The following is a 23,130-nucleotide window of genomic DNA, read 5'->3' as shown; positions in this document are numbered from 1 at the left end:
TTCAAATTTAAATTATTATTTTGTATAATTCAAGTGTCTGATAGAATAAACAAATTTTTATTTATGTAATAGTATTATTGATAATAACCATTATGTAAATTATGTTACCATTTTATGTATATTTTTATATTAAACCCTAATCAATTCAGATCTGTGCATGAGCAAGCATGGTTTATGCAAAGCCCATATCTTTTTACATTCTTAAATTATTCACTTAATATCTGTCATATGGGGGATAAACGGTAGTAAGTCGGATATCAGCGATATCTGCATCAGAAATATAACTACAAAAAATATTTTGGGAGGTAATTTAATGAACGTACAGGTAAAAAGAACGATTGCTAGAATTTTAGTCATCGCTATACTGTTTGTATCGGTATTTACTTCTGGAGTGATACCCATGGGCTTTACCGCCGATGCTGCTCCTGCCGTGACCGGTATATCTCTGGACAGAGATACATATTATTTTTCAAGCGATTTCTTTTCCAGCACTACTACAGGAAATGCACCGACAGTACAATTGGTCGCAAATGTACTGCCTGCCGGAGCAACAACAAATATTGTATGGCAATCCAGCGATCCGAATGTAGCTGCTGTTGACCCCAACGGTATGGTGACAGCCTTAGCCAAAGGCACGGCTCTGATTACCGCAACTGCACAGGATGGAGGCTATACAGCCTCATGTGCCGTATATGTTCCGTATGTGAGCGAGAGTTTTGACAACATGGCACTGAACGATACATGGGGATGTGTCAAAAGCCTTGCGGGAGCGGCAATGAATAATATAGTCACAACGGTTCCAGGTGTGACCGGGAATGTTTTTCAATTCAGCAGTAATGCCAGCGGAGACAGAGATTCACGCAAGGCATTTACATCTGTGGTAAATAAGAAGATTGTTATAAATTTTGACTGGAATGTAGGTGCTCCCTCAAACAGTACCGGTATGATAAAGATACAGGACAGCTCCAGCAATAACTACATAACCTTCGGTATTACAAATACCGTGAATGGTCTCCTGTACGATACAAAGCCGAATCTTGCAAAATTCGAGGCTATTACTCTGCCGGGGGCAAGCTCGGGATCTCAAACGGCGGCCAAGATAGCTCCTTCCGGGTTTGACAGCCCTGATACAACGTATAATGTAAGTGTTATACTGGATTTTGTTAACAAAAAAATCAATTTTACATTCACCGATAAAAGTGATCCAACCAAAACTGTAACAGTGAACGATATACCTTTTTCAACAGCGGTAACCTACACAAATAATTTTGGCGGGATTACCTGCTATTGGCAAAGACCAGGTACAGCCTCATGGTCATCCTGGATAGACAATCTTAATGTATATGGAACCATACCGCCTGTAACTTCTGTAAGTCTCGACAAAACTACATTGAGCTTATGCAATATCGCTGAGGCTGCAAGCAGTAAGGCTGTACTAAAGGCAGCAGTTAATCCAAAAGCGCCCGGTGTAAACCAGTCGGTATTATGGACATCGAGTGATGAATCAATTGCAAAAGTGGATTCCCTGGGCGTTGTAACTGCTGTAACAACCGGTACAATAACCATAACGGCAACTTCGATAGAAGACCCTTCAAAGACAGCAACCTGTGACGTAACTGTGCGAGATTTAATTCAGGTAACGGATTTACATATTTTTGACGGAAGCGGGTATGTAGAATCAACAACAATGGGCGCAATCAGCGGTGATGTTCTGTGGCTTTCACCAGAGATAAATCCATCAGAGGCTGATTACAGATCTGCCACATGGACCTCAGCCAATCCAGCTGTAGCTCAGGTAAATTCATCTACAGGTCTTGTTTACGTAAAAGCTCCGGGACAAGCGGAAATAACGCTTACAGTTGACGCTTTCCCTGAATACGGGGGAAGTACTAAAACAGCAAATGTTATACTTCAGGCTGCAGGAGCCCCTATACAATGGATACCTGTAACAGGAGTGACGTTGGATAATCCATCACTTTCCCTGAACCTGGGGGGGACCAATGCAGTATTGACAGCGGCCGTAGAGCCGTATAATGCCACTGATACCTATCTCAGCTGGTCCACAAGTGACCCCTTGGTGGCAACTGTTGCTAATGGTTTTATAACCCCTGTGGGTTCAGGAACAGCTTTAATTACTGTGACTACTGATGACGGAAATTATACAGCATCCTGTGAGGTTACTGTGAAAGTCGGTGTGACGGGAGTAAAATTGGATAAATCCAGTCTGTCACTGGCAACGGCAGAAGCACCTGCAGCATTATCCGCCATAGTGTCACCTGTAAATGCAACAAACAAGAATTTAATATGGATCAGCAGCAACCCTGATGTAGCAGCAGTCGCAAACGGTGTTGTAACGCCGGTAGGGGCAGGAAAAGCTACAATAACCGTTACAACGGCTGACGGAGGTTTTAATGCCGCCTGTAGTGTAACAGTAACCCAGTCTGTAACCGGTTTGACCTTATCAAGATCAAATCTGGAACTTAGCATAGGCGGATCAGGGTATGCCTTGGAAGCTATAGCATCCCCGGTTGGGTCATTTAACAGAACAATAACCTGGGCATCCAGTGATACGTCGATAGCAACTGTTTCTTCAAACGGCATAGTAACACCGGTGGGAACTGGTGCTGCAACTATTACTGCCACAACCGCAGATGGCGGCTATACAGCCGATTGTATTGTAACAGTAAAGCCAAATATTCCTGTAACAGGAATTTCACTGGACAAAACTAGTATTATATTACCGGCACCAGGTGCAACAAGCAGCTTGATGGCGAAGTTTGAACCAATGGATGCATCCGACAGGAATATTACCTGGACATCCAGCGATGAAAGTGTAGCAAAGGTTGCAGGTGGTGTAGTTACCTCGGTCGCAGCCGGAACTGCGGAAATAACAGCTGCTTCAGTTGACGGTAATTTTCTGGTGACATGTACCGTAGTAGTTGTAAAGCCTGATAATACAATAACAAATGATACTTTTTACCTGGATACCGATGGAACCCCGATATACTCACAGGGCGGAGGAGTTTTCAAATTCGGAGACAAGTATTACTGGTATGGAGTCAAATATAAGGAGGCTCCTATTTATGCCAGCAATCCTCAAAACGGAAAAATTGATACCTGCACCTTTGATGCATTTACCTGTTATTCCTCGACCGACCTGGTGAACTGGAAGAATGAAGGGGAACTGATGACTGATGCTACTGCGGCTCCAGACGGAACTGCAGGTTTGGTGGGAGCAGGCTGGATAGGACGTATGGGTGTTGCATATAACCAAAACACAAAGAAGTACATTCTTATATCACAGTACTATAACGAAACGGATGGAGCTGTAATTAATACTACCAAAGGCCCTAAAACCGCATCTTTAAGCAGTCCGGTTTCAGGAATAATGTTTGCAACCGCTCCTTCACCAACCGGCCCATTTACTTTTGAACATGTTCTTACAGATATGCCGTATTTCGTAAACAACGGAACCGGCGACCAGACTGTTTTTGTGGATGATGACGGAAAGGCATATATTATCAGTTCCAGTGCAAGCGGCAGGTCGCATCTCTATGTCTCTGCACTAAGGGAGTCTGATTTTCTGGATATTGATCCTGCACAGGTAAAAGATATCTATTATGACGGTACAAGCCAATTTATAAAAGAAGACGGTACTATCGGAAAGAAAGACAAGGGCGGAATTGAAGGAAACAGTATGTTCAAATATAAGGGACATTACTATTTTACGGGATCCGATCTTTACGGATGGGACTCTTCCCATGCTTACGTCCTTGAGGCTGAAAATATATTCGGACCATACAATATCCAGCATGTTACTTCGGATATAAATCTGCCTTATGTAATGGAGGGTACATCCGATAACTATGCACATGTTTCTCAGACTGGTTTCTATTTTACAATTAAAGGCAGCGAGCAGGAGCTGGTTGTTTTCTGTGGCGACCGCTGGAGCGATTTCGCCGGGAATGGAGCAGGTTATAATCAATGGGTTCCATTATCCTTTGATGGCTATAAGCCTGTATTCAATGATTTACACCAATGGAATTTGAATTCTGAAGAAGGTACCTGGACTGTAGGAACAGCTAATAATTACATCAGCAATCCTAACTTTGAAGCGGACCGCGTTGCGGTTTCCAAACTTGTGGGCTGGGAAGTGTCAGATACTATTGGCGGTACTGCAAATACAAATCTTGACGTATCAAAAACCCGTGTGGGTCAGTTTGTATTTCAGCAAAAAGCATCAACGGGTTATACCGCAACATTAAAACAGGTGGTAAAGGAGCTTCCCAATGGAACTTATACGTTAAAAGCGTGGGTTAAAAGCAGCGGAGGACAGAATACCTGCAATCTTTATGTAAATGGCTTTGGAGGAGAAAAAATTAATTACTCACTTAAAACAGCTATAAATAGCTGGACACAGGTTACGGTTTCAAATAATATCGTTGTCACCAACGGCCAGTGTGAGGTAGGATTATATTCCGATTCGGCAGCAAATAACTGGGTTCAGCTTGATGATCTGGAACTTACCAGGAATGCAGAAGCTGTAAAAGGCGTATCTTTTGATAAATCCAAATTAAAATTGAACCTTGGCGGACCATCGGATAAACTTGAATTAATATTTAATCCGCAAGATGCCGCGGTTAAAAATGTTATATGGTCAACAGGCGATTCCAAGGTAGCATCTGTTGATGATAATGGAAATGTAACACCCGTTGGACTTGGAAGTACTGCAATAACCGCTGAAACAGTTGACGGAAACTTTGTTGCAACCTGTGCTGTTGAAGTTATAACTGACACAACAGCTCCGGAAGAAGTAACAGGGGCAGTTGTGAGTGCGGGTAACGGTCAGCTGACACTTACGTGGACTGATCCTGCAGATGCGGATTTTGACCATGTATTGGTAAGCGGAGATGGATTAACTGAACAGAGCATAAGCGCGGGAACCCGGTCGGCAAAAATAACCGGATTGTCAAATGGAACAGAGTATACAATTGTACTTAGGACGGTTGATACTGCCGGAAATATATCAACCGGAGTAAGCGTAAAAGGAACACCGGTGGAGGATACAGTCCCTGATACAACAGCTCCGGCAGAAGTGACAGGCGCGGTAGTAACTGCGGGTAACGGCCAACTGACAATTACATGGACTGATCCCTCGGATGCGGATTTCCATCATGTTTTGGTAAGCGGCAACGGGATTACTGAAAAGAACATAAGTAAAGGAGTTCAATCGGCAGCTGTTACAGGGCTCACCAACGGAATCAATTATACAATAGTACTGAGAACTGTTGATACTACCGGAAATGTGTCGTCAGGTACAAGTATAACCGGAAACCCGGCAGCTCCGGCAACCGGTGGTGGCACCGGCGGGGGTTCAACTGGAAATGGTACAGCCTCAGCCGGTTCAACAGCCGAAACACCGAAGACAAAGGTTGAAGGTGATACAATAAAGACAGTACCTCCAGTGTTGAATGCTTCAACAGGAATTGCAGCCGTACCTGTTAAGGAAGAAGATATAAAGAAAGCGGTTGAAAATGCAAAAGCTGATGCTAAAGGTGTCAAATCAGTTTCAATAGTGATACCTGAAGTCAACGGAGCAAAAGCATATGACACCGAGCTTCCAAAATCCGCACTTACCTCCGGTAAGACCGGTATTAAATTAGTGATAATTACTCAATTAGGCACTGTGACAGCACCTGCCGGTATGATCAGCACAATTGATACCGCCAATGCAAAGAGTATAGTTCTCAGTATGGCAGCAGCAGATGCCTCAAGCGCAAATTCCGATACTAAGAGCAAGATAGGTAACAGGCCTGTAGTTGAACTGAATATTAAGATAGATGGTAAAGTAGTTGCATGGAGTAATACAAATGCGGCGGTTACTGTGAAAATACCGTACAACCCAACTGCTGAAGAGCTTGCAAATAAGGAGTATCTAAAGGTGCTATATCTGGGTGAAAACGGCCGGACCGAGGTAATTAATGCACAATTCGTTGCCGAAGAAAAAGCCATGGTATTTACAACTACCCACTTCAGCAGGTATGCCGTAGTATTCACCAAGGTGAACTTCTCAGACCTGCAGAAGCATTCCTGGGCAGCGGAGGCTATTAATACACTGGCTTCAAATGGAATTATCGACGGTACTTCTGCAACAGGTTACAGCCCTGCGAAGAATGTAACAAGGGTTGAATATCTGGCCTGGCTTGTAAGAACTCTTGGACTTGAGGCTGAATATTCGTCAAACTTCAGTGATATCAAGGCGTCGGATAAGTACTGCAATGAAATAGGAATTGCAAAAGCCCTTGGCATAACGGTAGGCTATGATGGCAAATTCAGTCCTGATAAGGAAATTTCAAGGCAGGATATGGCAGTAATGACCATAAAGGCATTACAGGCAGCAAAGAAGAAGTTGAACCTCGGCAATGCCAATGATCTGAAAAAGTATGCCGATTCAAATAAAGTTGCCAAATATGCAGTGGAGAATATTGCAACAATGGTTAAAATGGGCTTCATTACAGGACGCAGCGGTACTACGGTAAATCCTGCCGATTCAACCACAAGAGCTGAAGCAGCAGCAATACTTTATAAGATTTATACACAAAAGTAGTGTTGTTAATTACCAGGAGATGCCTGATTCGGATAATCAGGCATCTCCTGGTATATGTGTGTAAGAAGCAAATTGGGTTCAGGTGTTAAGTAAAATTACTTTGATTTTACCCTCACTTCAAGATCAGTCATACCTTCGGTTGAAAATACGACATCTATATTTCCGGGACCGTCAGCATAAATCATAGCCATTAAATAACCCGAAAACATTTTTCGATCCCGCGAGAAGTACAAGGTATGATCGGATAAATCGCCCGAATCCATGCCTACAAGGTGTGCAGGCCCTTTAACTTCACAGTGAATTACCGGTGAAGCATCCGGTACGTGTAAATCATTTGAATCAACTGTGGAAATATTAATATGAAAAACTCCGTCTACAGCAATCTCCTGCCTGTCGGTAACTGCCGCTAAAGCAACTGGTCTTCCGGTGGTTTTCACGATGGTTTCCGCTGCGACTTCACCATTTTTGTACCCTACCGCCTTCAGTTCTCCAGGTTGGTATGGAACATCCCAGGTCAGATGTAAATCATGTGTTGTTGCTTTAATTTTGGGGAAATCGTTCCAGGCTGTCACACATCCGTGGTTGGGGAGTTGGAATGATTTTTTGCCAACCAGCCTGCCGTTTAAATAAAGTGCCACCTCATCACAATTTGTATAAGCGATAACCTGTTTAAAGTCTCCTTCTTCACCTTCCCAATTCCAGTGAGGCAAAAGGTGCAGTGTGATCTTCCCAGTATTCCAGATGCTTCTTAAGAAGTAATAAGAGTCTTTTACAAAGCCTGCAGTATCAATATGACCGGCAGTTGACCCTCTGCTCGGCCACCGGCATTCGCCAAGATAATCAAAGCCGGTCCATATGAAGTCTCCGGCAATAAAATCACGGCTTGAGGTGTACCTCCATAACCACTGATAATCCAAAGTCTGAGTTGCGTAGCTCAGGTCAGAACCATAAATGCCTCTGACAGCGCCCCAGCCGGCAGAATTCTCAGAACCGCATATACGGCGTTCAGGATAATTCCTTTTGTCCTCCTCGTAAAGTGTTTCGGCACGCTGCCTCCAGCGGCCCGTATAATTGTACCCGACAACGTCAAGCTCATTCAAAAAATCAGTTCTTGCTTTATAGGGCTGTATTGACTCGATATTGTCGCAGGCACAGGTAACCATACGGCTTGAATCCTCACGGTGGCATATGTCCCTCAGAAATTTCAATATTTTTACTCCATCCTGGGAACATTGCTCGGGGACTTCGTTTCCAATACTCCAGACAATAACGGAGGGATGGTTTCTGTCCCGGTGTAACATTCTCAACAAATCTTTTTCAGCATTATTACCGAAAAATTGACTGTAGCCATAAGCGAAACCTTCACTGTAATAGTTATTGTTCTTATCCTTGGTGAGCATCCATTCGTCAAAGGCTTCATCCATTACCAGGAAGCCGAGTTCATCGCACAAATCAAGCAGTTCGGGTGCGGGTGGATTATGAGCGCAGCGGATGCCGTTGCATCCCATTTCCTTTAGAGTCTGCAAGCGCCGTTCCAAGGTTTCTCTGTAACCGACAGCACCGCTGGGACCACAGTCATGATGGATGCAGACACCTTTGATTTTTACAGTTTCACCATTTAAAAGAAACCCCTTGTCACTGTCAAATGTCGCCGTACGTATGCCGATCCTTGTCAGAACTGTATCTACCGGCTCACTGTTTACAACGACAGTACTTTCCAGAGTATATAAATAAGGATCGGTATCCGTCCACAAATGTGGATGCTTTATGCCGGGATATACTAAAGTCTCACCGCCTGCACCAGGCTCCAAGGTCAGCGGTGCTCCCGAAAAACTGACCTGGTTGCCTTCATGATCATATATTCTGTGTATTACGCCGGTATTCACCCGTTTATTACTTTTGTTATTGATTGCTGCTGATATTCTGAGGCTGGCTTGATTTATCTCCTTACATATCTTGTCGGTATAACAGAATACTCCCCACTGAGCAATATGCACGTTCTCATATATATCCATCCAAACGTTGCGGTAAATGCCGGAACCCGTATACCAGCGGGAATTTGGCTGCAGTGAGTTATCAACCCGTACCGCAATCACATTATCTTCTTCTAAACAATCCGAGAGGTCAACCGAAAACGAACTGTATCCGTAGCTGCACCTTCCTATTTCCTTGCCGTTCAGATAAACGGTTGAATCCATATAAACACCGTCAAACATTAATGAAATACGCTTATTCCTTATGTCTTCGGTGTATTTAAAATGTTTCCGGTACCAGGCTACGCCGGCTTTGGCAAAACCGCCGCCGCCGGTACGATTCCTTTCATCAACAGGATATTCAATACTCCAATCATGCGGTAAATTTAATTTTCTCCAGCTTTCCTCATTTAATGCCGGAGCTTCGCCGTTGATAGTATCTCCAAGTTGGAACAGCCAGTCGTGATTAAAACTTAAGCGTTTCGGCAAATAATTCTTCATACTCTGCCTCCTTTGCATTTAAGCATCATTTTTTATTAATGCATTTTAATTTATAAAAGCCAGAGATATTTTTATTCTCTGGCTTTTAGTTCGATGACAATTCCTGCTTTAATCAAAATCCGTTATTCTCTTCAGCATGCTTCTGTATCTGAAACGCGCCATTTCATTTTTTTCAAGGACATCCTTTTCATTACCTGTGTACTGACACCTAAGACAATAGTATTCATCCCTGTCACGGTCATAAAACATATCGATATCCAGATCCCTCATAAAGCAGGAGGGACATCTGTAGTTCAGTCTGCCTTTTCCAGATTGAGACATGTGATCATCTCCTCGTTATTAGAAATATTCTTTGTTAATCCAAGCGTAAACATTGGAGAGAAAGCGTAACCTTCTCTGAAATATCCTTCAACTCCATCGACCACCGGAGTCATTGAAAGTCTGGTGCCAATCTGAGGAACCATGGCTTCAACCTTTTTTACATTTGAGACATTTTCCTCACGGCACCTGTATTCATAAACAATTTCCTTAACGTCGTTTGCTCCGGTACATTTCAGAACAATTCCGCACATATCCTCAGGGTATTCCGTAGTTCCGTAGCAGGCCGTAGTATACTCGTTCATGTGAACAACCGCATCAGGATTGCTCATCTCAATTATTTTTCTGGATATTTTAATTTTACCTGTACCTTCGGTAAAGATGAAGGTTGATACAAGCTTTATGGTAAGGTCACTGAATTCTATCTCTACAGGATCAAGAGTCAGAACCCTATCCCTGCCTTCCTGTGAAAACCTGGCTTTAGTTCTGCACAGGCACAGGTCGACTTCTTCACCCCGATAGCTGACCTTACAGCTCTTAATGGTGCCCTCACCTGCATAATGGGTGAAATAGCCCGCTCTGTACATGGACTGGATGAGGAAGGGATATGATGCGTCCTGTACATGCTTAGTACCGATACCCACAGGCCATTCCAGCTTTGAAACATAGGGCCTCAGATCAATAAGTGCTCCGCCCTGATTCATATCCACACAGGTTCTGAGGTAAGGATCGGCATACCAGAACAGCTGCTTTTCGGACCCGTACAGTATGTCCTTCCACAGAGCGCACTCCGGCTCGGTGTAGGTTTTATTTGCCCGGTACCAGCCGGCAAATTCGGTCATGGTCATGTCTTCAATTTCGCCCTTGTCACGGAGTCCGGCATAATAGGCCATACCGTCTTCATAACTCTTCACAAGCAGTTCATACGGGGCTTCCCAGCGTCCCATTTTGTTCATCCAGCCCGGGCCCACAAACATCATGTTGTATGCGTAACCGTTGTTGTATTTTGCAAGAGCTCTGTATTGATCGATCAGATTATAAAGGTAAGGATATTCTCCGTCCTTATAAATCATACCTCTTAATACATTCTGGGGGTGGGTTCCGAAGTTGGAGCCGTTCCCGTCAAAGCAGGCCAGAAGATCTCTTGAAAGGTGCGGAATAGCGACTATACCGCTGTCTTCGGCTTCATTGGCGGCAGGGGAGTGTGTATTCTGTTTGGATGGTATCCAGGGATTCCACGGGCCTCCGTCAAATAGGGTGTACCAGGAGTTATTACAGGTTCGGTAGGCCTTCGGACCTTCCTCCCAACATGTGGCAACGGCACATTTCACCATGGGATATTGCTGCTTTATGTAATTGGTAAGCTCGGCGTCCAGATAGTATGAACCCGTTGACGTAGGATAGAAACCGAACACCTGATGGAATTTTTCAAAAACATCCGTAACAATGGACTTCTTATCCTCCATTGAAAACATCCATATGCAGAAATCCTTTGTCTTGTACTTTTCCCTGAACTCCTTGCAGGGTAAACCAAGAAGAGTAAGACCTATTTCATCACCATATTTTTCATTATGCTCCTTCGCCAATGCAACGGCCTCCTCATTGAAAAGACTTGCATAGGTCATTTGAATGGTTGTTTTGAACCCGTTATCGTGAGCAATTTTTTGCTGAAGCCTGAAGATATCTAATGATTCGGTGAGAAGACTTTTTCTGGCGATATCCTCTTTTTTACCCTGGCCGGTAACTTTTTCGGCATATTCGGGAACCATTTCCGGCCTGTGAATTATATTTAAAATAAACTTACCCATAATTTCCCCCTTCTATAGGATTTTTTAATGGAATTACATGTTTTTGAAAGACCTTTTATATTGTTGTATATAATTATATTTACATTATAAAATACTATTGTGCATGTTTCTATAATAGTATATTATACTTATATTAATATATGAAACTTGGTGAGGCGTTTGCAGACTATGAATAATTATCTGTTTACTTTGATAACAGAAGAAGAAAAATTGCCGTATTATGTAAAAGGGGTTGGAGGCCTTAGGAATCAGGACCATATAGAACGGCCCAATGGCTACACCGACTACCAATGGATACACTGTGTAAGGGGAGTAGGCAAACTGCTGATAGACAAAAAGGAATACATTGTACATAAAAATATCGGTTTTCTGCTTTACCCGGGAGTGCCTCATGAATACTATGCACTGGAAGAACCCTGGGAAACACACTGGGTAAGTTTTGACGGAGAAGGAGTTCAATTTCTTATGAAAGCTCTGGGGTTTAACAGTTATGAAGTTTTAAGCTTCGGAGATCTGAAAGTGCTGGATAATCTTATAAACGAAATTTATATGGCTGCCTCCTCCAAGGGATTGATAATGGGCTATGAGTGTTCTGCCAAACTCTACAGTCTTCTCATAGAGCTGCGGCGGCATAAAATGAAGGAGGAGGAGGCAACCGGAGTTTCAAAGCTGAAACAGTTGGAGCCTGTTATAAAATTCATTGAGAATAATTTCTCTGAAAATCCTTCAATAGAGGAAATGGCCGGCACTATAAATGCTTCTCCGCAGTACCTCTGCAGGCTTTTTAACAAAACCTTCAGAATGAGGCCGTTTGTCTATATGACTCTGTTGAGAATGCAAAAGGCAAAGGAACTGCTGATACGGGAGAGTGATGCCGCAGTCAGGGATATCGCTGAAAAGACGGGATATAACGATACAAGCTATTTTTGCTCGGTTTTTAAAAAGCATGAGGGGATAACACCTTCCGAATTTCGCCAGCTGCACAGACAGAGCTGAGAATGCAGTATATTTGAAAATATAATGGAGATCTATCTTATGGATGTAGTAACATATTCTCTAAAGACGGACCGGGTGTCCTCTGATAAATATTATCTCTCGATAGCGGCTTTTACCGATCGGGTGCTGAAAAAAGGTGAACAAATGCTGAAATTTCAGGTGTGCTCATTTCACACCTGGAAGCAAGCTGCAAAACCTTCTTCCTTTGAAGAAGGCCTTTTGGAGCTGCTTATTATGGGAGTTTATTGGAATGTATATATAGACGCCTCAAAGGAATTAAAAGGAGTCCCGGGAAGGCTGCTGACGACGGTAAATGACTGGAGGGACGGGACGGACCGTTTCAAGCTCACTCTGAATAAATTGAAGGGTCTGCTGTCAACTCTTTTTATTTCAAAAAGGACATATGAAAAAACTACTGCAGAAAAAAATACAGTGAACCTTGAGAAGCTGCTGGTATTTCTTAAAGCAACGGGTGAATTCAAACAGGAGGTAAAACGGCTGGAGTCCTGGCTTGAATATCTGAAACAGCTCGATGAAAAAGAGGCTGTACGTATCATATCATCAGCCGTCACCTTTGCAGAATGGTTCCGGACAGAAAGCAGGGCGGCACTGGATGTGTATACTTCCCGGGTTCAGGATTTTATCAGCTGCAAGTGGCCGGGGCATCGCTGGAAAGAGGATTATGTTTTCTGCGGAAGTCCGGTTGTGGAATACCATTTGAATATGGTAGGGGCAGAGATCATGAACAGAATATACCATGCAGGGTTTATGGGAAGGAAAGAGAAGGTATTATTGCTGCCCCATTGCATGACAAAGCCCTCGGCCGGAAAATGCCAGGCCAGATCCACGGGCAGAGGTTACGTTTGTACGGGCTGTTCGGCTGACTGCCAGGTAAACAGTCTGACCAGGCTCGGCAAAAAGAAAAATTTTCAGGTAAGAATAGTACCTCATGAATCCTCGATTGCTTCTACAAAAACCGATGACTCACTGTTTCCCGAAAATGCCGGTGTAATAGGCGTATCCTGTGTATTAAACCTTATTTCCGGCGGCTGGATGCTGGTGGAAAAAGGAGTTGCCCCTCAGTGTGTCCTTTTGGATTACTGCGGTTGTAAAAACCACTGGCATGAGGACGGAATCTCTACGGCTCTTAATGAAAAGCAGCTGATGAAAATACTTGAAAGCCAAAATTATCTGCATCTGTAAGTAAAAAATGAATTATGATAAAATATAAAACATGGCAGTCAGGCACAATTTTTTGGGGGTCTCATGAAACACATCTTTATTATTAATCCCGCGGCGGGAAAAGGCAGATCAATGGAACTGATTCCATTCATACAGGAATGTTTTAAAGACAAGGAAAACGAGGAATTTATTATAGAAGTAACAAACTATCCCGGACATGCTGCCGAAATTGCCAGAGCACATTCAAGCACAGGCGATTGCAGGATATATTCCATCGGAGGAGACGGAACGGTAAATGAGATAGTAAACGGAATAGCGGGAACTTCAGTTTCACTTGGAGTAATACCCACCGGTTCGGGAAATGATTTTATACGCAGCCTGCATTCTGAAACCGATGTAAAAAGCATAATAACCCGAACTATAAATGGAATAGAGAAAGATATCGACCTGGCGAGGGTAAATGATAAATATTTCGTAAATATATCCTCCATAGGCTTTGATGCCAATGTGGTATACAATGCCATAATGTTCAAGAAAAAGCCCGGGATAACAGGAAGTATGGCATACCTGCTTTCAATCATATATACAGTGTTTAAGCACAAGATCTGCACCGTCAAGGTAGACATAGACGGTGAAAAAATAAACATGAAGGCACTTCTGGTGGCAGTTGCCAACGGAAAATACTACGGCGGGGGAATAATTCCCGCACCTGCAGCGGAACTTGACGACGGGCTGCTGGATATATGCCTTGTCGGTGAAGTGAGCCGTTTAAAAATACTCAATCTTTTTCCAAAGTATATGAAGGGGCAGCATGGTGTGATCAGGCAGGTAAGCTTCAGAAGGGGTAAGAGGGTCAAAATTGAGAGCGAAGAGGAGCTTTGCCTGAATATCGACGGGGAGATAGTTTCTGCCAAAACAATAGATTTTGAAATAATAAAGGCGGGAATCAAGGTTGTCCTGCCGTCCCCATTTTAAGATGAGGAGGAGGATTGTATGAAAGTAATACATACGGGAGACTGGCATATTGGAAAAATTGTAAATGAGTTCAGTATGCTGGAGGAACAAAAGTATATATTGGAGCAGCTTGTTTCTGTAGTGGAAAGTGAAAAGCCCGATGCGCTTATTCTTGCCGGAGATATATTTGACAGGAGCATTCCCCCTGTTGAGGCGGTTGAGCTGGTGGATGAAGTATTCAACAAACTGCTGCTGGAAATGCAGGTACCCGTTCTGGCAATAGCCGGAAACCACGACAGTGCAGAGCGCCTGTCCTTTGCAAGCAGGATTCTGACAAACAACGGTCTCCACATTGCCGGCATATTCGACGGAAATGTGCCCTGCATATCCCTTGAGGATAAATCAGGACCTGTTAACTTTTATCTTCTGCCTTACACCGACCCCAGAAATATCCGTCACATTTATGATGATAATCAGATTTACACACATGATGATGCCATGAAGAAAGTCATGGACAAAATTGGACAGGTCTTTAACTCCAGTGAGAGGAATATTATGGTGACCCATGGCTATATTACTCAGATGGGCATGCCGGCAGAGTACACAAGCGAGTCCGAACGGCCTTTGAGCATCGGCGGTACCGAATTTGTAAATTCGGATTATTTCGGCATGTTTGACTATACGGCGCTGGGACATCTGCATGCACCACAGAAGGCCGGTTACGACAATGTCAGATACTCCGGTTCCCTGCTGAAATACTCATTTTCAGAGGTAAAGCAAAAGAAAGGTGTTACGGTAGTCGAACTGGGTGAAAAGGGAAGTGCAATCCACAGACACATAGACCTGATTCCCAGAAGGGACATGAGGATAATAAAGGGACCTGTAAATAAGCTGATCAGCCCGGAAGTATACAAGAGCGCCAATACTGAGGACTACATTTATGCCGTACTGACCGACAGGGGAGAGCTGATAGACCCAATCTCCAAGCTGAGAGCGGTTTATCCCAATATCATGGGGCTTTCAAGGGAAAGCGGGAGCCGGAAAGAGGGCTCTAAAACCTCCGCCTCCCAGGGTTATAAATCAAAAACAAAGCTTGAGCTGTTTAGAGAGTTTTATGATTCCATTCAGGGAGAGCCCCTTGGGCAGGAAGCAGAAGAGGTTATGGCAAAAATAATCGGAGAAGTTGAGAAGGAAGGCTAATATGAGACCGTTAAAACTGACCATAAGTGCCTTTGGCCCCTATGCCGGAGAGCAGTATATAGATTTCACCAGGCTCAATGAACAGATATTTGTTATTTCAGGGCCTACAGGTGCCGGCAAAACAACTATTTTCGATGCCATCAGCTTTGCTCTTTTCGGGGAGGCTTCAGGCAGCAGCCGTGACAGGGACGGCCTGAGAAGCGATTTTGCCCTGCCTGAAACAGAGACATATATAGAACTGGAGTTCGAACTCAGAGGTAAAAACTATAAAATCAGAAGATCCCCCCAGCAGGAGCAAAAAAAGCTGAGGGGTGAAGGGTATACCGTAAGGAATGCCGATGCGGAACTGCTGCTGCCCGATGGCTCACTTGTGACCAAAATAGTGAATGTGGATGAGAAAATAAATGAACTTCTGGGTATAAACAAGGCACAGTTCAAGCAGATTGTGATGCTGCCCCAGGGCGAATTCAGAAAGCTGCTTGAAGCCGACAGCAGTGAACGTGAACTGATTTTCAGAAAAATATTCGGAACGGAAGGTTTTGCAGAAATCCAGAGAAGGCTGGATGATGAAAGCAGGGAGCTTTATAAATCAGTCCATGACATAAAGACCCGGATCGACACGCATATTAAACATGTAGATACTGGTGAGTACCCCGGGCTGGAGGAACTGAAAGCCGCCAAAAACATAAATGTGGTGCTTTTCATTGAAAAGCTGGGAGAAACCTCCGGTCATGACCGGACTACCTTAGATACACTGAATTCCCGGCTTCAGCTCCTTGCCAAAAAACAGGGGAATGTGAAGGAAGAGATGGCAAAAGCTGCTGAAATCAACAAAAAGCTTGCAAACAAAGAGCAGTTGGGGGCGGAATATAATGCTGCCATTAGCCGGCTTGAAGAATTCAGGGAAAAGGAGATTAATCTGGAGTTTTCCAGAAAAGCTTTGCCCATAGCCGAGGTTGACGGACAGTTAAAGAAAGTGGCCCAAAGCATACTGCTCAAAACCAGCCAGCTTGAGCAAGCAAAGCAAAAGGTGCAGAGCTGTGCCAGGGAGTTTGAAGCGGCTCAGCAGCAGTTTCACGCTCAAAAGGAAAAAGAACCTGTCAGGAAGAAGTGCGAGACCGAATTGGCCTTGCTGAACAATATGTTTCCCAGGGTAATACAGTACGAAAAAGACATAAAAACCCTGGAAGCTGCCACCCGGAAAGACAGCGAAATAAAGCAGGAGCTGGACAGAACCCAGTCCCTGCTCGAACATGCCAGAATCAGTTACAGAGAGCAGGAAGAAAAACTGAGAAGCCTGTACGCGGCTGAAACGGAAAGTGTCCGCCTGGACAGGGAAATATCAGCCAATAAGAAGCTGTTGGTTGAGCTGGACAGTATAAAAAAGCTGATTGAAGCCTACTTTGAGCAAAACAGCTTATATGAGGAGGGGAAGCTGTCCTTTGAAAGCTTTGATCTGGAATATGTCAGCTTCAGAAACAGGCTGGAGCGGGAAGAGGACAATTATTTACGCGGACAGGCAGGTCTTATGGCGAAAACACTGAAGGACAATTGCCCCTGCCCCGTATGCGGCTCCACCGAGCACCCCCTGCCGGCTGCCCTGCCGGCAGACATAACCGGGCAGGAACAGCTTAAGGGCCTGAAGCAGCAGTTTACGGTACTTGGCGAGCAGAGAACGGAGAAATTAAAAGGACTGTCCGAGCTTAACGGAAATCTCGAAAGCAAACGGCTTGAAATAATGAACAGGCTTTCGGCACTGGAAGAGGGTACTTTACCCTCAACAGAGTTTGAGGGTGCCGGTCCGGTTGATACCGGTTTGTTGTTTCTCAAAATGGGGAAAACCAGGGAGCAGATCAACAAAAAAGGAGCCGCTCTAAAGGCCGAAACCCTGGAGCTTATTTCGGAATATAAGGAGAAAAGTGAGTTGGTACATAACAGGGCTGACTTTGAAAATACATATAAGGAAACAGCCGAAGGCATCAAAAAGTTCGAGGAAGCTCTGAAGGAGCTGAACGAGCGTAGAACGGCTATTTCCGGGGAAGTTTCCCGTGCCCGGGCAGCAGTTGCCGCCATAGAGCAGGAGGTGCCCGTGGACATGAGAGCCATATCTAAGCTTAATGCGGCGGCGGAAGCTGTAAAGGGAGCTATAGCGGAAATGGAGGCAAACCTCTCAAATGCCGAGCGCGTTCAGGAACAAACCAGACAGGCCTTGAGCAATGCCGAAAGGGAGTTTGCAGTGACCGCCACCTCTCTGAAAGAGAGTGTGAAGGAAAAAGACAGCCTGGAGGAGCTGCTGGTAGAAAAGCTCAAGGCCGCGGACTTTAAGGACTATTCGCACTATGCTTCAATGAGAAAAACCCAGGAGGAATTGGCCTCTTTACAAGAGGATATCAATATTTATCATCAAAAGCTCAAGTCACATAAGGATATGCTGGAGCATCTCGAGGAAGAAACAAAAAATATGAGTATTCAGGAGGTGGGTGCTCTGGAACAGGAATATCAGAAGCTTCTTGCGGATCAGAACGAAGTACAGGAAAAACTGAATATGGTGTTTTCGAGATATTCCAATAATATTAAAACCCTTGAACAGCTTGAAAAAATTATGGACAGCCTTCAGGAGCTGGAAAAGAAATACAACATAATAGGAGAGCTTTCAAGAATAGCAAAGGGGGATAATCCCCAGAGACTGACCTTTGAAAGGTATGTGCTTGCCGCATACTTTGACGAAATAATTATGGCTGCCAACCTTCGCCTGGAGAAAATGACAGGTTCGAGATATTTGCTCCAGAGAAAAGAGGATAAAAGCAAGGGCCGTGCCCAGCAGGGACTTGAACTGGAGGTATTCGACAACTATACCGGCAAGTCAAGGCATGTGAAGACCCTTTCGGGAGGAGAGGGTTTCAAGGCTTCGCTGGCCCTGGCACTTGGATTGGCCGATATTGTCCAGTCCTATTCGGGAGGTATAAGTCTAGATACACTGTTTGTGGATGAAGGTTTCGGCTCGCTGGACCCCGAATCACTGGACAGCGCCATACAATGCCTGGTGGATATACAGAAAACGGGAAGGCTGGTTGGTGTAATATCACATGTTGTTGAATTAAAAGAGAGAATAAAGTCGGTGCTTGAGATAGTTTCAAAAAAAGAGGGAAGTTTTGCCAGTTTTCACATATAATAAATTGACTTTAGTGATTTTGTTAGGATATAATTGGTATAGGAATAGCCAAATAATATAACTTCAGGTTTCTTAAGAGGTTCAAGAAACCGATTTTATAATTTAGTCATTCCTTAGGAAAATTTAATAATTTTGAATACTGGTTGCTTAAGAAATTAAGCACTAAGAGGGAAGCCGGGTGAAAATCCCGTACAGTCCTGCTGCCGTGATGACGGAGGAGGTTCTCCGGAAGCTTTGTATTTTTAGTATGAAGCTTCCAAATGCCACTGGGCGATCAGCCTGGGAAGGTGAGAACCGACAAAGATGTCTTAGTCGGAAGACCTGCCTGTATTATCTGCAAATGCCAATATGCGGAGTGCTATGACTTCACAGAGTATGAAGTGTGTAGTTTGTCAAAGAGACGGAATACCATAATACATAAAATTATGTTATTTTTTCTTTTTACAAATAAAACCCTTTTCTTAAAGAACATAGAGGTTTTATTTTTTTTGGCAAATATTATTAAATTATTGGGGGTTTTAAAAATGAATAATGTAAGTCTCAAAAGGATTGCTGTCTGTCTTGCGGCAGCAATAAGTCTCTTTCTGCTGTTCCCTTTAAGCGCAAATGCCATGCACATTATGGAAGGATACCTGGCACCGGTCTGGTGCATAAGCTGGGGCGCACTTTGTATCCCGTTTCTGGTAGCAGGCGTATTTGCCATCAAAAAGAAAATCAGTGCTTCAACTAAAAATCTCACACTGCTGGCCATGTGCGGAGCTTTTGCATTTGTGCTGTCGGCATTGAAAATGCCTTCGGTCACAGGCAGCTGTTCACATCCTACCGGAGTGGGACTGGGGGCGGTATTATTCGGACCCACGGCCATGTCGGTCATTGGAGTTATAATATTATTATTTCAAGCCATTTTACTTGCACATGGAGGTATAACAACTCTTGGTGCGAATACTTTTTCCATGGCAATTGTAGGGCCTCTGGTTTCATTTGGAATATTCAAACTCTCTAAAAAAATGGGAGCAAAATCTGGGCTTGCTGTTTTCCTTGCCGCTTTTCTCGGGGATCTGATGACCTATGTCACCACCTCGGTGCAGCTGGCTATGGCGTATCCTGATGCCACAGGCGGATTCATGGTTTCCCTTGGAAAGTTTATAAGTATTTTTGCTTTCACTCAGTTACCGCTTGCAGTTTGCGAGGGGCTGCTGACTGTTGTGATCTACAATGTGCTGGTGAAATACAGTTCAAAAGAACTGGAACAGCTTTCTGCCATTTAATAAGAGGAGGATACCGTTATGAAATTATGGAAAAAGAATGTGATATTGATACTGGTTGTAGTTTTATTACTTGCAGCTCCGCCTCTTTTGATGAAGAATGCGGAATTTGCAGGAGCTGACGGCCTGGCTGAGGAACAGATACTGCAAATCAATCCGGATTATGAACCATGGTTTAATTCTCTGCTTGAACCCGCAAGCGGAGAGATAGAATCCCTGTTGTTCGCGCTTCAGGCAGCAGTGGGTGCGGGCCTGGTCGGTTTTGTACTTGGCAGGCTTACGGGCAGGAAAACTGATTCAGGTATAGAAGGATGATGCTGACTGATAAATATGCCTATTCCTCAAGCTTATCAAGGGTGAGTCCCGAGGCAAAAATGTTGTTTTCACTGGTTCCTTTGGCAATATGTCTTTTATTTAATTCAATTGCACTAAGTCTGGTGACCATAGTGATTATGGCGGTAGCCACTGTAAAATTCGGTAAAATGAGCCTGCCCACATATATGGGATTTATTATGGTGCCGCTGGGCTTTATGGTTATCGGAACCTTAACGATACTGATCAACAGATTTGAACCGGGACATGCTCTCCTTATGGGATTGCAGGTAGGACAATATGCATACGGAATTGATGAGGGCTCACTGAACCTGAGCCTGAAATTGGTATTAAGGGCTCTTGGCGCTGTAAGCTGCATGTATTTCCTTTCATTGAATACTCCTTTGTCGGATCTTTTTCAGGTGCTGGGACGTACAAAGCTCCCGCAAATCATCGTGACACTGATGGAATTGATATACCGTTACATATTTGTCCTTTTGGAAGAGGTTGAAAGGATGATAATAGCAAAGGATTCAAGATTGGGCAACATCGATTTTAAAACATCAATGAGTTCCCTGGGAGAGATCATAAGCATGTTGTTTATCAGGGCATATCAGCGGTCTGAAAGAATTTATGCGGGCCTTGAGTCAAGAGGCTATAACGGGCAGTTCAAAACCATAAATGAAGAATATACATACAGCAAAAATATGTATATTGCTTCTGTTGCGGTAATCATACTGCTTTTAAGCGCAGGCATGACTGAAAGGTTTTTTTATATATGAATATAATTAAGACGAAGAATCTAAGCTACTCATATAATGGAGAAAAAGCTGCTCTGGACAAGGTGGATATAAATATTCCCAAAGGTAAGACCACAGCTGTTTTGGGCGGGAACGGAGCAGGCAAATCAACTCTGTTTCTGACTCTTAACGGTGTGTTGACTCCGGAAGCGGGTGAGGTTTTTTTCGACGGTAAAAGAGTAAAGTATGATAAAAAAGGCATTACCGATATGAGAAAGCGTATTGGAATAGTATTTCAGGATCCCAATGACCAGCTGTTTTCTTCAAGTGTCAGAAAGGATATTTCATTCGGCGCTATGAATCTGGGACTGGGGCTTGATGAAGTGAGGGCACGGGTCGAGCTGGCTATTACACAGACAGGTATTGCCGAATATATTGACAGCCCCACCCACGCTTTGAGCTTCGGGCAGAAAAAGAGGGTGGCCATAGCAGGAGTACTGGTAATGCAGCCCGAGGTCATCATACTGGATGAACCTACGGCAGGTCTTGACTCCAGAGGAGCAAGCGAGATATTGCAGCTCCTATCGGAAATAAAGGAAAAGACAGGAGTAACTGTTATACTGGCTACTCATGAAATGGATATTATTCCGCTGTACTGTGACTTTGCTTATGTTATGGATCATGGCAGGGTCATAACGGGAGGTGAGGTAAAAGAAATTTTATCAAAGCCGGAGCTCTTGAGGAGCCATTCTTTAAGACTTCCCAGAATAGCACACCTGATGGAGATATTGAACAAGGAAGACAATCTGGGGGTTGATATGACTGCGGCTACAATATCAGCAGCCAGAGCGGCCATTAAAAAAATTGTTTCTGATAAATCTGCAGCAAATTAAGGATTTGGAGTAAGCTTATTATCATGGAGGATTTTGTTGTAAAAGAAGGCAGAATATTAAAGTGCGGTTTTACTACCGGGAGCTGTGCAACCGGAGCGGCAAAGGCATGTGCTGAAATGCTTTTAACAGACAAAACGGTTGCCGGGATTGCTATTGATACTCCTAAAGGCATAAGGCTGAACCTTCAGGTCGAGGGCATAATCAAACAACAGGGGTGGGTCAGCTGCGCCGTGACAAAAGATGCCGGAGATGATCCTGACGTCACACATGGAATAAGGATTTCTGCCAGAGTTGAAAAAATTAAAAATGGCATATTGATCGAGGGCGGAGAAGGTGTGGGGCGTGTTACCAGAAAAGGCCTTGCCTGTGCCGTAGGAGAGGCTGCAATTAATCCGGTCCCCAGAAGAATGATAACGGAAGCTTTGATGGAGACTGCCCTGAAGTACAGTTACAAGGGCGGTTTCTCTGTTTTGATCTCTGCCGAAAACGGTGAAGAGGTTGCAAAAAAAACCTTTAATCCACGGCTGGGAATAACCGGTGGGATTTCAATACTGGGAACCAGCGGTATTGTTGAGCCAATGAGTGAAAAGGCATTGATAGATACCATTCACGTTGAAATAAACAGCAGGCTGGCAGAAAAACAGGAGAATCTACTCATATCACCGGGGAATTACGGAAGAGATTTTGCATTAAAGCGGTTTGGCCTTGACCTGGAAAAGGGAATTAAATGTTCAAACTTCATAGGTGAGACCATAGATTATTCCGTTTATATGAATGTGAAAAACATCCTGCTGATAGGGCATGCCGGGAAGCTGTGCAAAATTGCCGGAGGTATAATGAACACCCATTCCCGGACAGCCGACTGCAGGTGTGAAATATTTACGGCCCATGCGGCACTTGCGGGGGCATCAGGGGAGATCATAAGAAGAATGATGGAGGCCATAACCACCGAGGAAATGGATGACATATTGCAGGAGGCAGGACTGGCCCTGAAAGTGTATAAAAGTATGATGTCAAAGATTGAATACCATTTGAATCAAAGGGCCGCCGGTAAGACCAGGGTGGAAGTAATAATGTTTACAGCTCAGGGAAGCTGCTATGGGACAGCCGGAGCAGATAAGCTGATAGAAATGCTGTTAAGAGAAAATACAGGCAGCTGACATATGGGGTGATATAGTTTGAATTTATGGCCATAAATGTGGCTCATGG

The 23,130-nt window shown here is 44.0% G+C and carries 14 protein-coding genes and 1 riboswitch; of the genes, 11 read left to right on the top strand and 3 right to left on the bottom strand.

The window, feature by feature from the left end:
- Positions 1–313: 313 nt before the first annotated feature.
- On the top strand, positions 314–6,607 hold the full coding sequence (locus T344_RS29655; RefSeq protein ID WP_084331154.1) for an Ig-like domain-containing protein: 6,294 nt from the start codon (positions 314–316) through the stop codon (positions 6,605–6,607).
- Positions 6,608–6,702: 95 nt separating this feature from the next.
- On the opposite strand, the gene T344_RS0108055 is transcribed toward T344_RS29655, so the two are convergent.
- The 3 genes from T344_RS0108055 to T344_RS0108045 all read right to left on the bottom strand — a co-directional run bounded on the left by T344_RS0108055 (position 6,703) and on the right by T344_RS0108045 (position 11,207).
- Positions 6,703–9,081 carry a glycoside hydrolase family 2 TIM barrel-domain containing protein gene (locus T344_RS0108055; protein WP_027628280.1) on the bottom strand — a complete coding sequence of 793 codons (2,379 nt, stop codon included), beginning with the start codon at positions 9,079–9,081 and terminating at the stop codon, positions 6,703–6,705.
- Between the two features lie 108 nt (positions 9,082–9,189).
- Positions 9,190–9,402: a hypothetical protein gene (locus T344_RS0108050; RefSeq protein WP_027628279.1), complete on the bottom strand. Its 213-nt coding sequence runs from the start codon at positions 9,400–9,402 to the stop codon at positions 9,190–9,192.
- Positions 9,375–11,207, bottom strand: coding sequence for a hypothetical protein (locus tag T344_RS0108045; RefSeq protein WP_027628278.1), 1,833 nt, complete (start codon positions 11,205–11,207; stop codon positions 9,375–9,377). Before T344_RS0108045 ends, T344_RS0108050 begins: the two co-directional genes overlap by 28 nt.
- Before the next feature lie 168 nt (positions 11,208–11,375).
- Between T344_RS0108045 and T344_RS0108040 the strand changes: the two genes are divergently transcribed.
- The 10 genes from T344_RS0108040 to cbiD all read left to right on the top strand — a co-directional run bounded on the left by T344_RS0108040 (position 11,376) and on the right by cbiD (position 23,081).
- On the top strand, positions 11,376–12,203 hold the full coding sequence (locus T344_RS0108040; protein ID WP_027628277.1) for an AraC family transcriptional regulator: 828 nt from the start codon (positions 11,376–11,378) through the stop codon (positions 12,201–12,203).
- A 39-nt stretch (positions 12,204–12,242) separates the two neighbouring features.
- The gene (locus T344_RS0108035) at positions 12,243–13,406 is read left to right on the top strand and encodes a DUF116 domain-containing protein (protein WP_027628276.1); all 1,164 of its coding nucleotides are present in this window, start codon (positions 12,243–12,245) and stop codon (positions 13,404–13,406) included.
- 63 nt (positions 13,407–13,469) lie between these two features.
- A complete protein-coding gene (locus T344_RS0108030; RefSeq protein WP_027628275.1) occupies positions 13,470–14,360 on the top strand; it encodes a diacylglycerol/lipid kinase family protein in 891 nt (296 codons plus the stop codon).
- Between the two features lie 18 nt (positions 14,361–14,378).
- The gene (locus T344_RS0108025; protein ID WP_027628274.1) at positions 14,379–15,539 is read left to right on the top strand and encodes an exonuclease SbcCD subunit D; all 1,161 of its coding nucleotides are present in this window, start codon (positions 14,379–14,381) and stop codon (positions 15,537–15,539) included.
- 1 nt (position 15,540) lies between these two features.
- The gene (locus T344_RS0108020; protein ID WP_027628273.1) at positions 15,541–18,711 is read left to right on the top strand and encodes an AAA family ATPase; all 3,171 of its coding nucleotides are present in this window, start codon (positions 15,541–15,543) and stop codon (positions 18,709–18,711) included.
- A 123-nt stretch (positions 18,712–18,834) separates the two neighbouring features.
- Positions 18,835–19,054: riboswitch (cobalamin riboswitch) on the top strand.
- Positions 19,055–19,235: 181 nt separating this feature from the next.
- Positions 19,236–19,979, top strand: coding sequence for an energy-coupling factor ABC transporter permease (locus tag T344_RS0108015; protein WP_004624375.1), 744 nt, complete (start codon positions 19,236–19,238; stop codon positions 19,977–19,979).
- Between the two features lie 18 nt (positions 19,980–19,997).
- Positions 19,998–20,291, top strand: a complete 294-nt coding sequence (locus T344_RS0108010; RefSeq protein ID WP_004624374.1) for an energy-coupling factor ABC transporter substrate-binding protein — start codon at positions 19,998–20,000, stop codon at positions 20,289–20,291.
- Positions 20,288–21,070 (top strand): cobalt ECF transporter T component CbiQ, encoded by a 783-nt coding sequence (cbiQ, locus tag T344_RS0108005; protein WP_027628272.1) that lies wholly within the window; start codon positions 20,288–20,290, stop codon positions 21,068–21,070. Before T344_RS0108010 ends, cbiQ begins: the two co-directional genes overlap by 4 nt.
- Complete coding sequence (locus tag T344_RS0108000; RefSeq protein WP_027628271.1) at positions 21,067–21,921, top strand: ATP-binding cassette domain-containing protein; 855 nt, start codon at positions 21,067–21,069, stop codon at positions 21,919–21,921. Before cbiQ ends, T344_RS0108000 begins: the two co-directional genes overlap by 4 nt.
- Before the next feature lie 23 nt (positions 21,922–21,944).
- The gene (gene cbiD, locus T344_RS0107995; protein WP_027628270.1) at positions 21,945–23,081 is read left to right on the top strand and encodes a cobalt-precorrin-5B (C(1))-methyltransferase CbiD; all 1,137 of its coding nucleotides are present in this window, start codon (positions 21,945–21,947) and stop codon (positions 23,079–23,081) included.
- Positions 23,082–23,130 lie beyond the last annotated feature (49 nt).

This window comes from Ruminiclostridium cellobioparum DSM 1351 = ATCC 15832, assembly GCF_000621505.1.
Lineage (GTDB): Bacteria > Bacillota > Clostridia > Acetivibrionales > DSM-1351 > Ruminiclostridium > Ruminiclostridium cellobioparum.
The sequence above is the reverse complement of the archived record's forward strand: the minus strand, read 5'-3'. Positions and strand labels throughout refer to the sequence as shown.

Excerpts from the sequence above, each read along its gene's own strand:
- T344_RS29655 (WP_084331154.1), top strand. The coding sequence starts at position 314 with ATGAACGTACAGGTAAAAAGAACGATTGCTAGAATTTTAGTCATCGCT.
- T344_RS0108055 (WP_027628280.1), bottom strand. The coding sequence starts at position 9,081 with ATGAAGAATTATTTGCCGAAACGCTTAAGTTTTAATCACGACTGGCTG.
- T344_RS0108050 (WP_027628279.1), bottom strand. The coding sequence starts at position 9,402 with ATGTCTCAATCTGGAAAAGGCAGACTGAACTACAGATGTCCCTCCTGC.
- T344_RS0108045 (WP_027628278.1), bottom strand. The coding sequence starts at position 11,207 with ATGGGTAAGTTTATTTTAAATATAATTCACAGGCCGGAAATGGTTCCC.
- T344_RS0108040 (WP_027628277.1), top strand. The coding sequence starts at position 11,376 with ATGAATAATTATCTGTTTACTTTGATAACAGAAGAAGAAAAATTGCCG.
- T344_RS0108035 (WP_027628276.1), top strand. The coding sequence starts at position 12,243 with ATGGATGTAGTAACATATTCTCTAAAGACGGACCGGGTGTCCTCTGAT.
- T344_RS0108030 (WP_027628275.1), top strand. The coding sequence starts at position 13,470 with ATGAAACACATCTTTATTATTAATCCCGCGGCGGGAAAAGGCAGATCA.
- T344_RS0108025 (WP_027628274.1), top strand. The coding sequence starts at position 14,379 with ATGAAAGTAATACATACGGGAGACTGGCATATTGGAAAAATTGTAAAT.
- T344_RS0108020 (WP_027628273.1), top strand. The coding sequence starts at position 15,541 with ATGAGACCGTTAAAACTGACCATAAGTGCCTTTGGCCCCTATGCCGGA.
- T344_RS0108015 (WP_004624375.1), top strand. The coding sequence starts at position 19,236 with ATGAATAATGTAAGTCTCAAAAGGATTGCTGTCTGTCTTGCGGCAGCA.
- T344_RS0108010 (WP_004624374.1), top strand. The coding sequence starts at position 19,998 with ATGAAATTATGGAAAAAGAATGTGATATTGATACTGGTTGTAGTTTTA.
- cbiQ (WP_027628272.1), top strand. The coding sequence starts at position 20,288 with ATGATGCTGACTGATAAATATGCCTATTCCTCAAGCTTATCAAGGGTG.
- T344_RS0108000 (WP_027628271.1), top strand. The coding sequence starts at position 21,067 with ATGAATATAATTAAGACGAAGAATCTAAGCTACTCATATAATGGAGAA.
- cbiD (WP_027628270.1), top strand. The coding sequence starts at position 21,945 with ATGGAGGATTTTGTTGTAAAAGAAGGCAGAATATTAAAGTGCGGTTTT.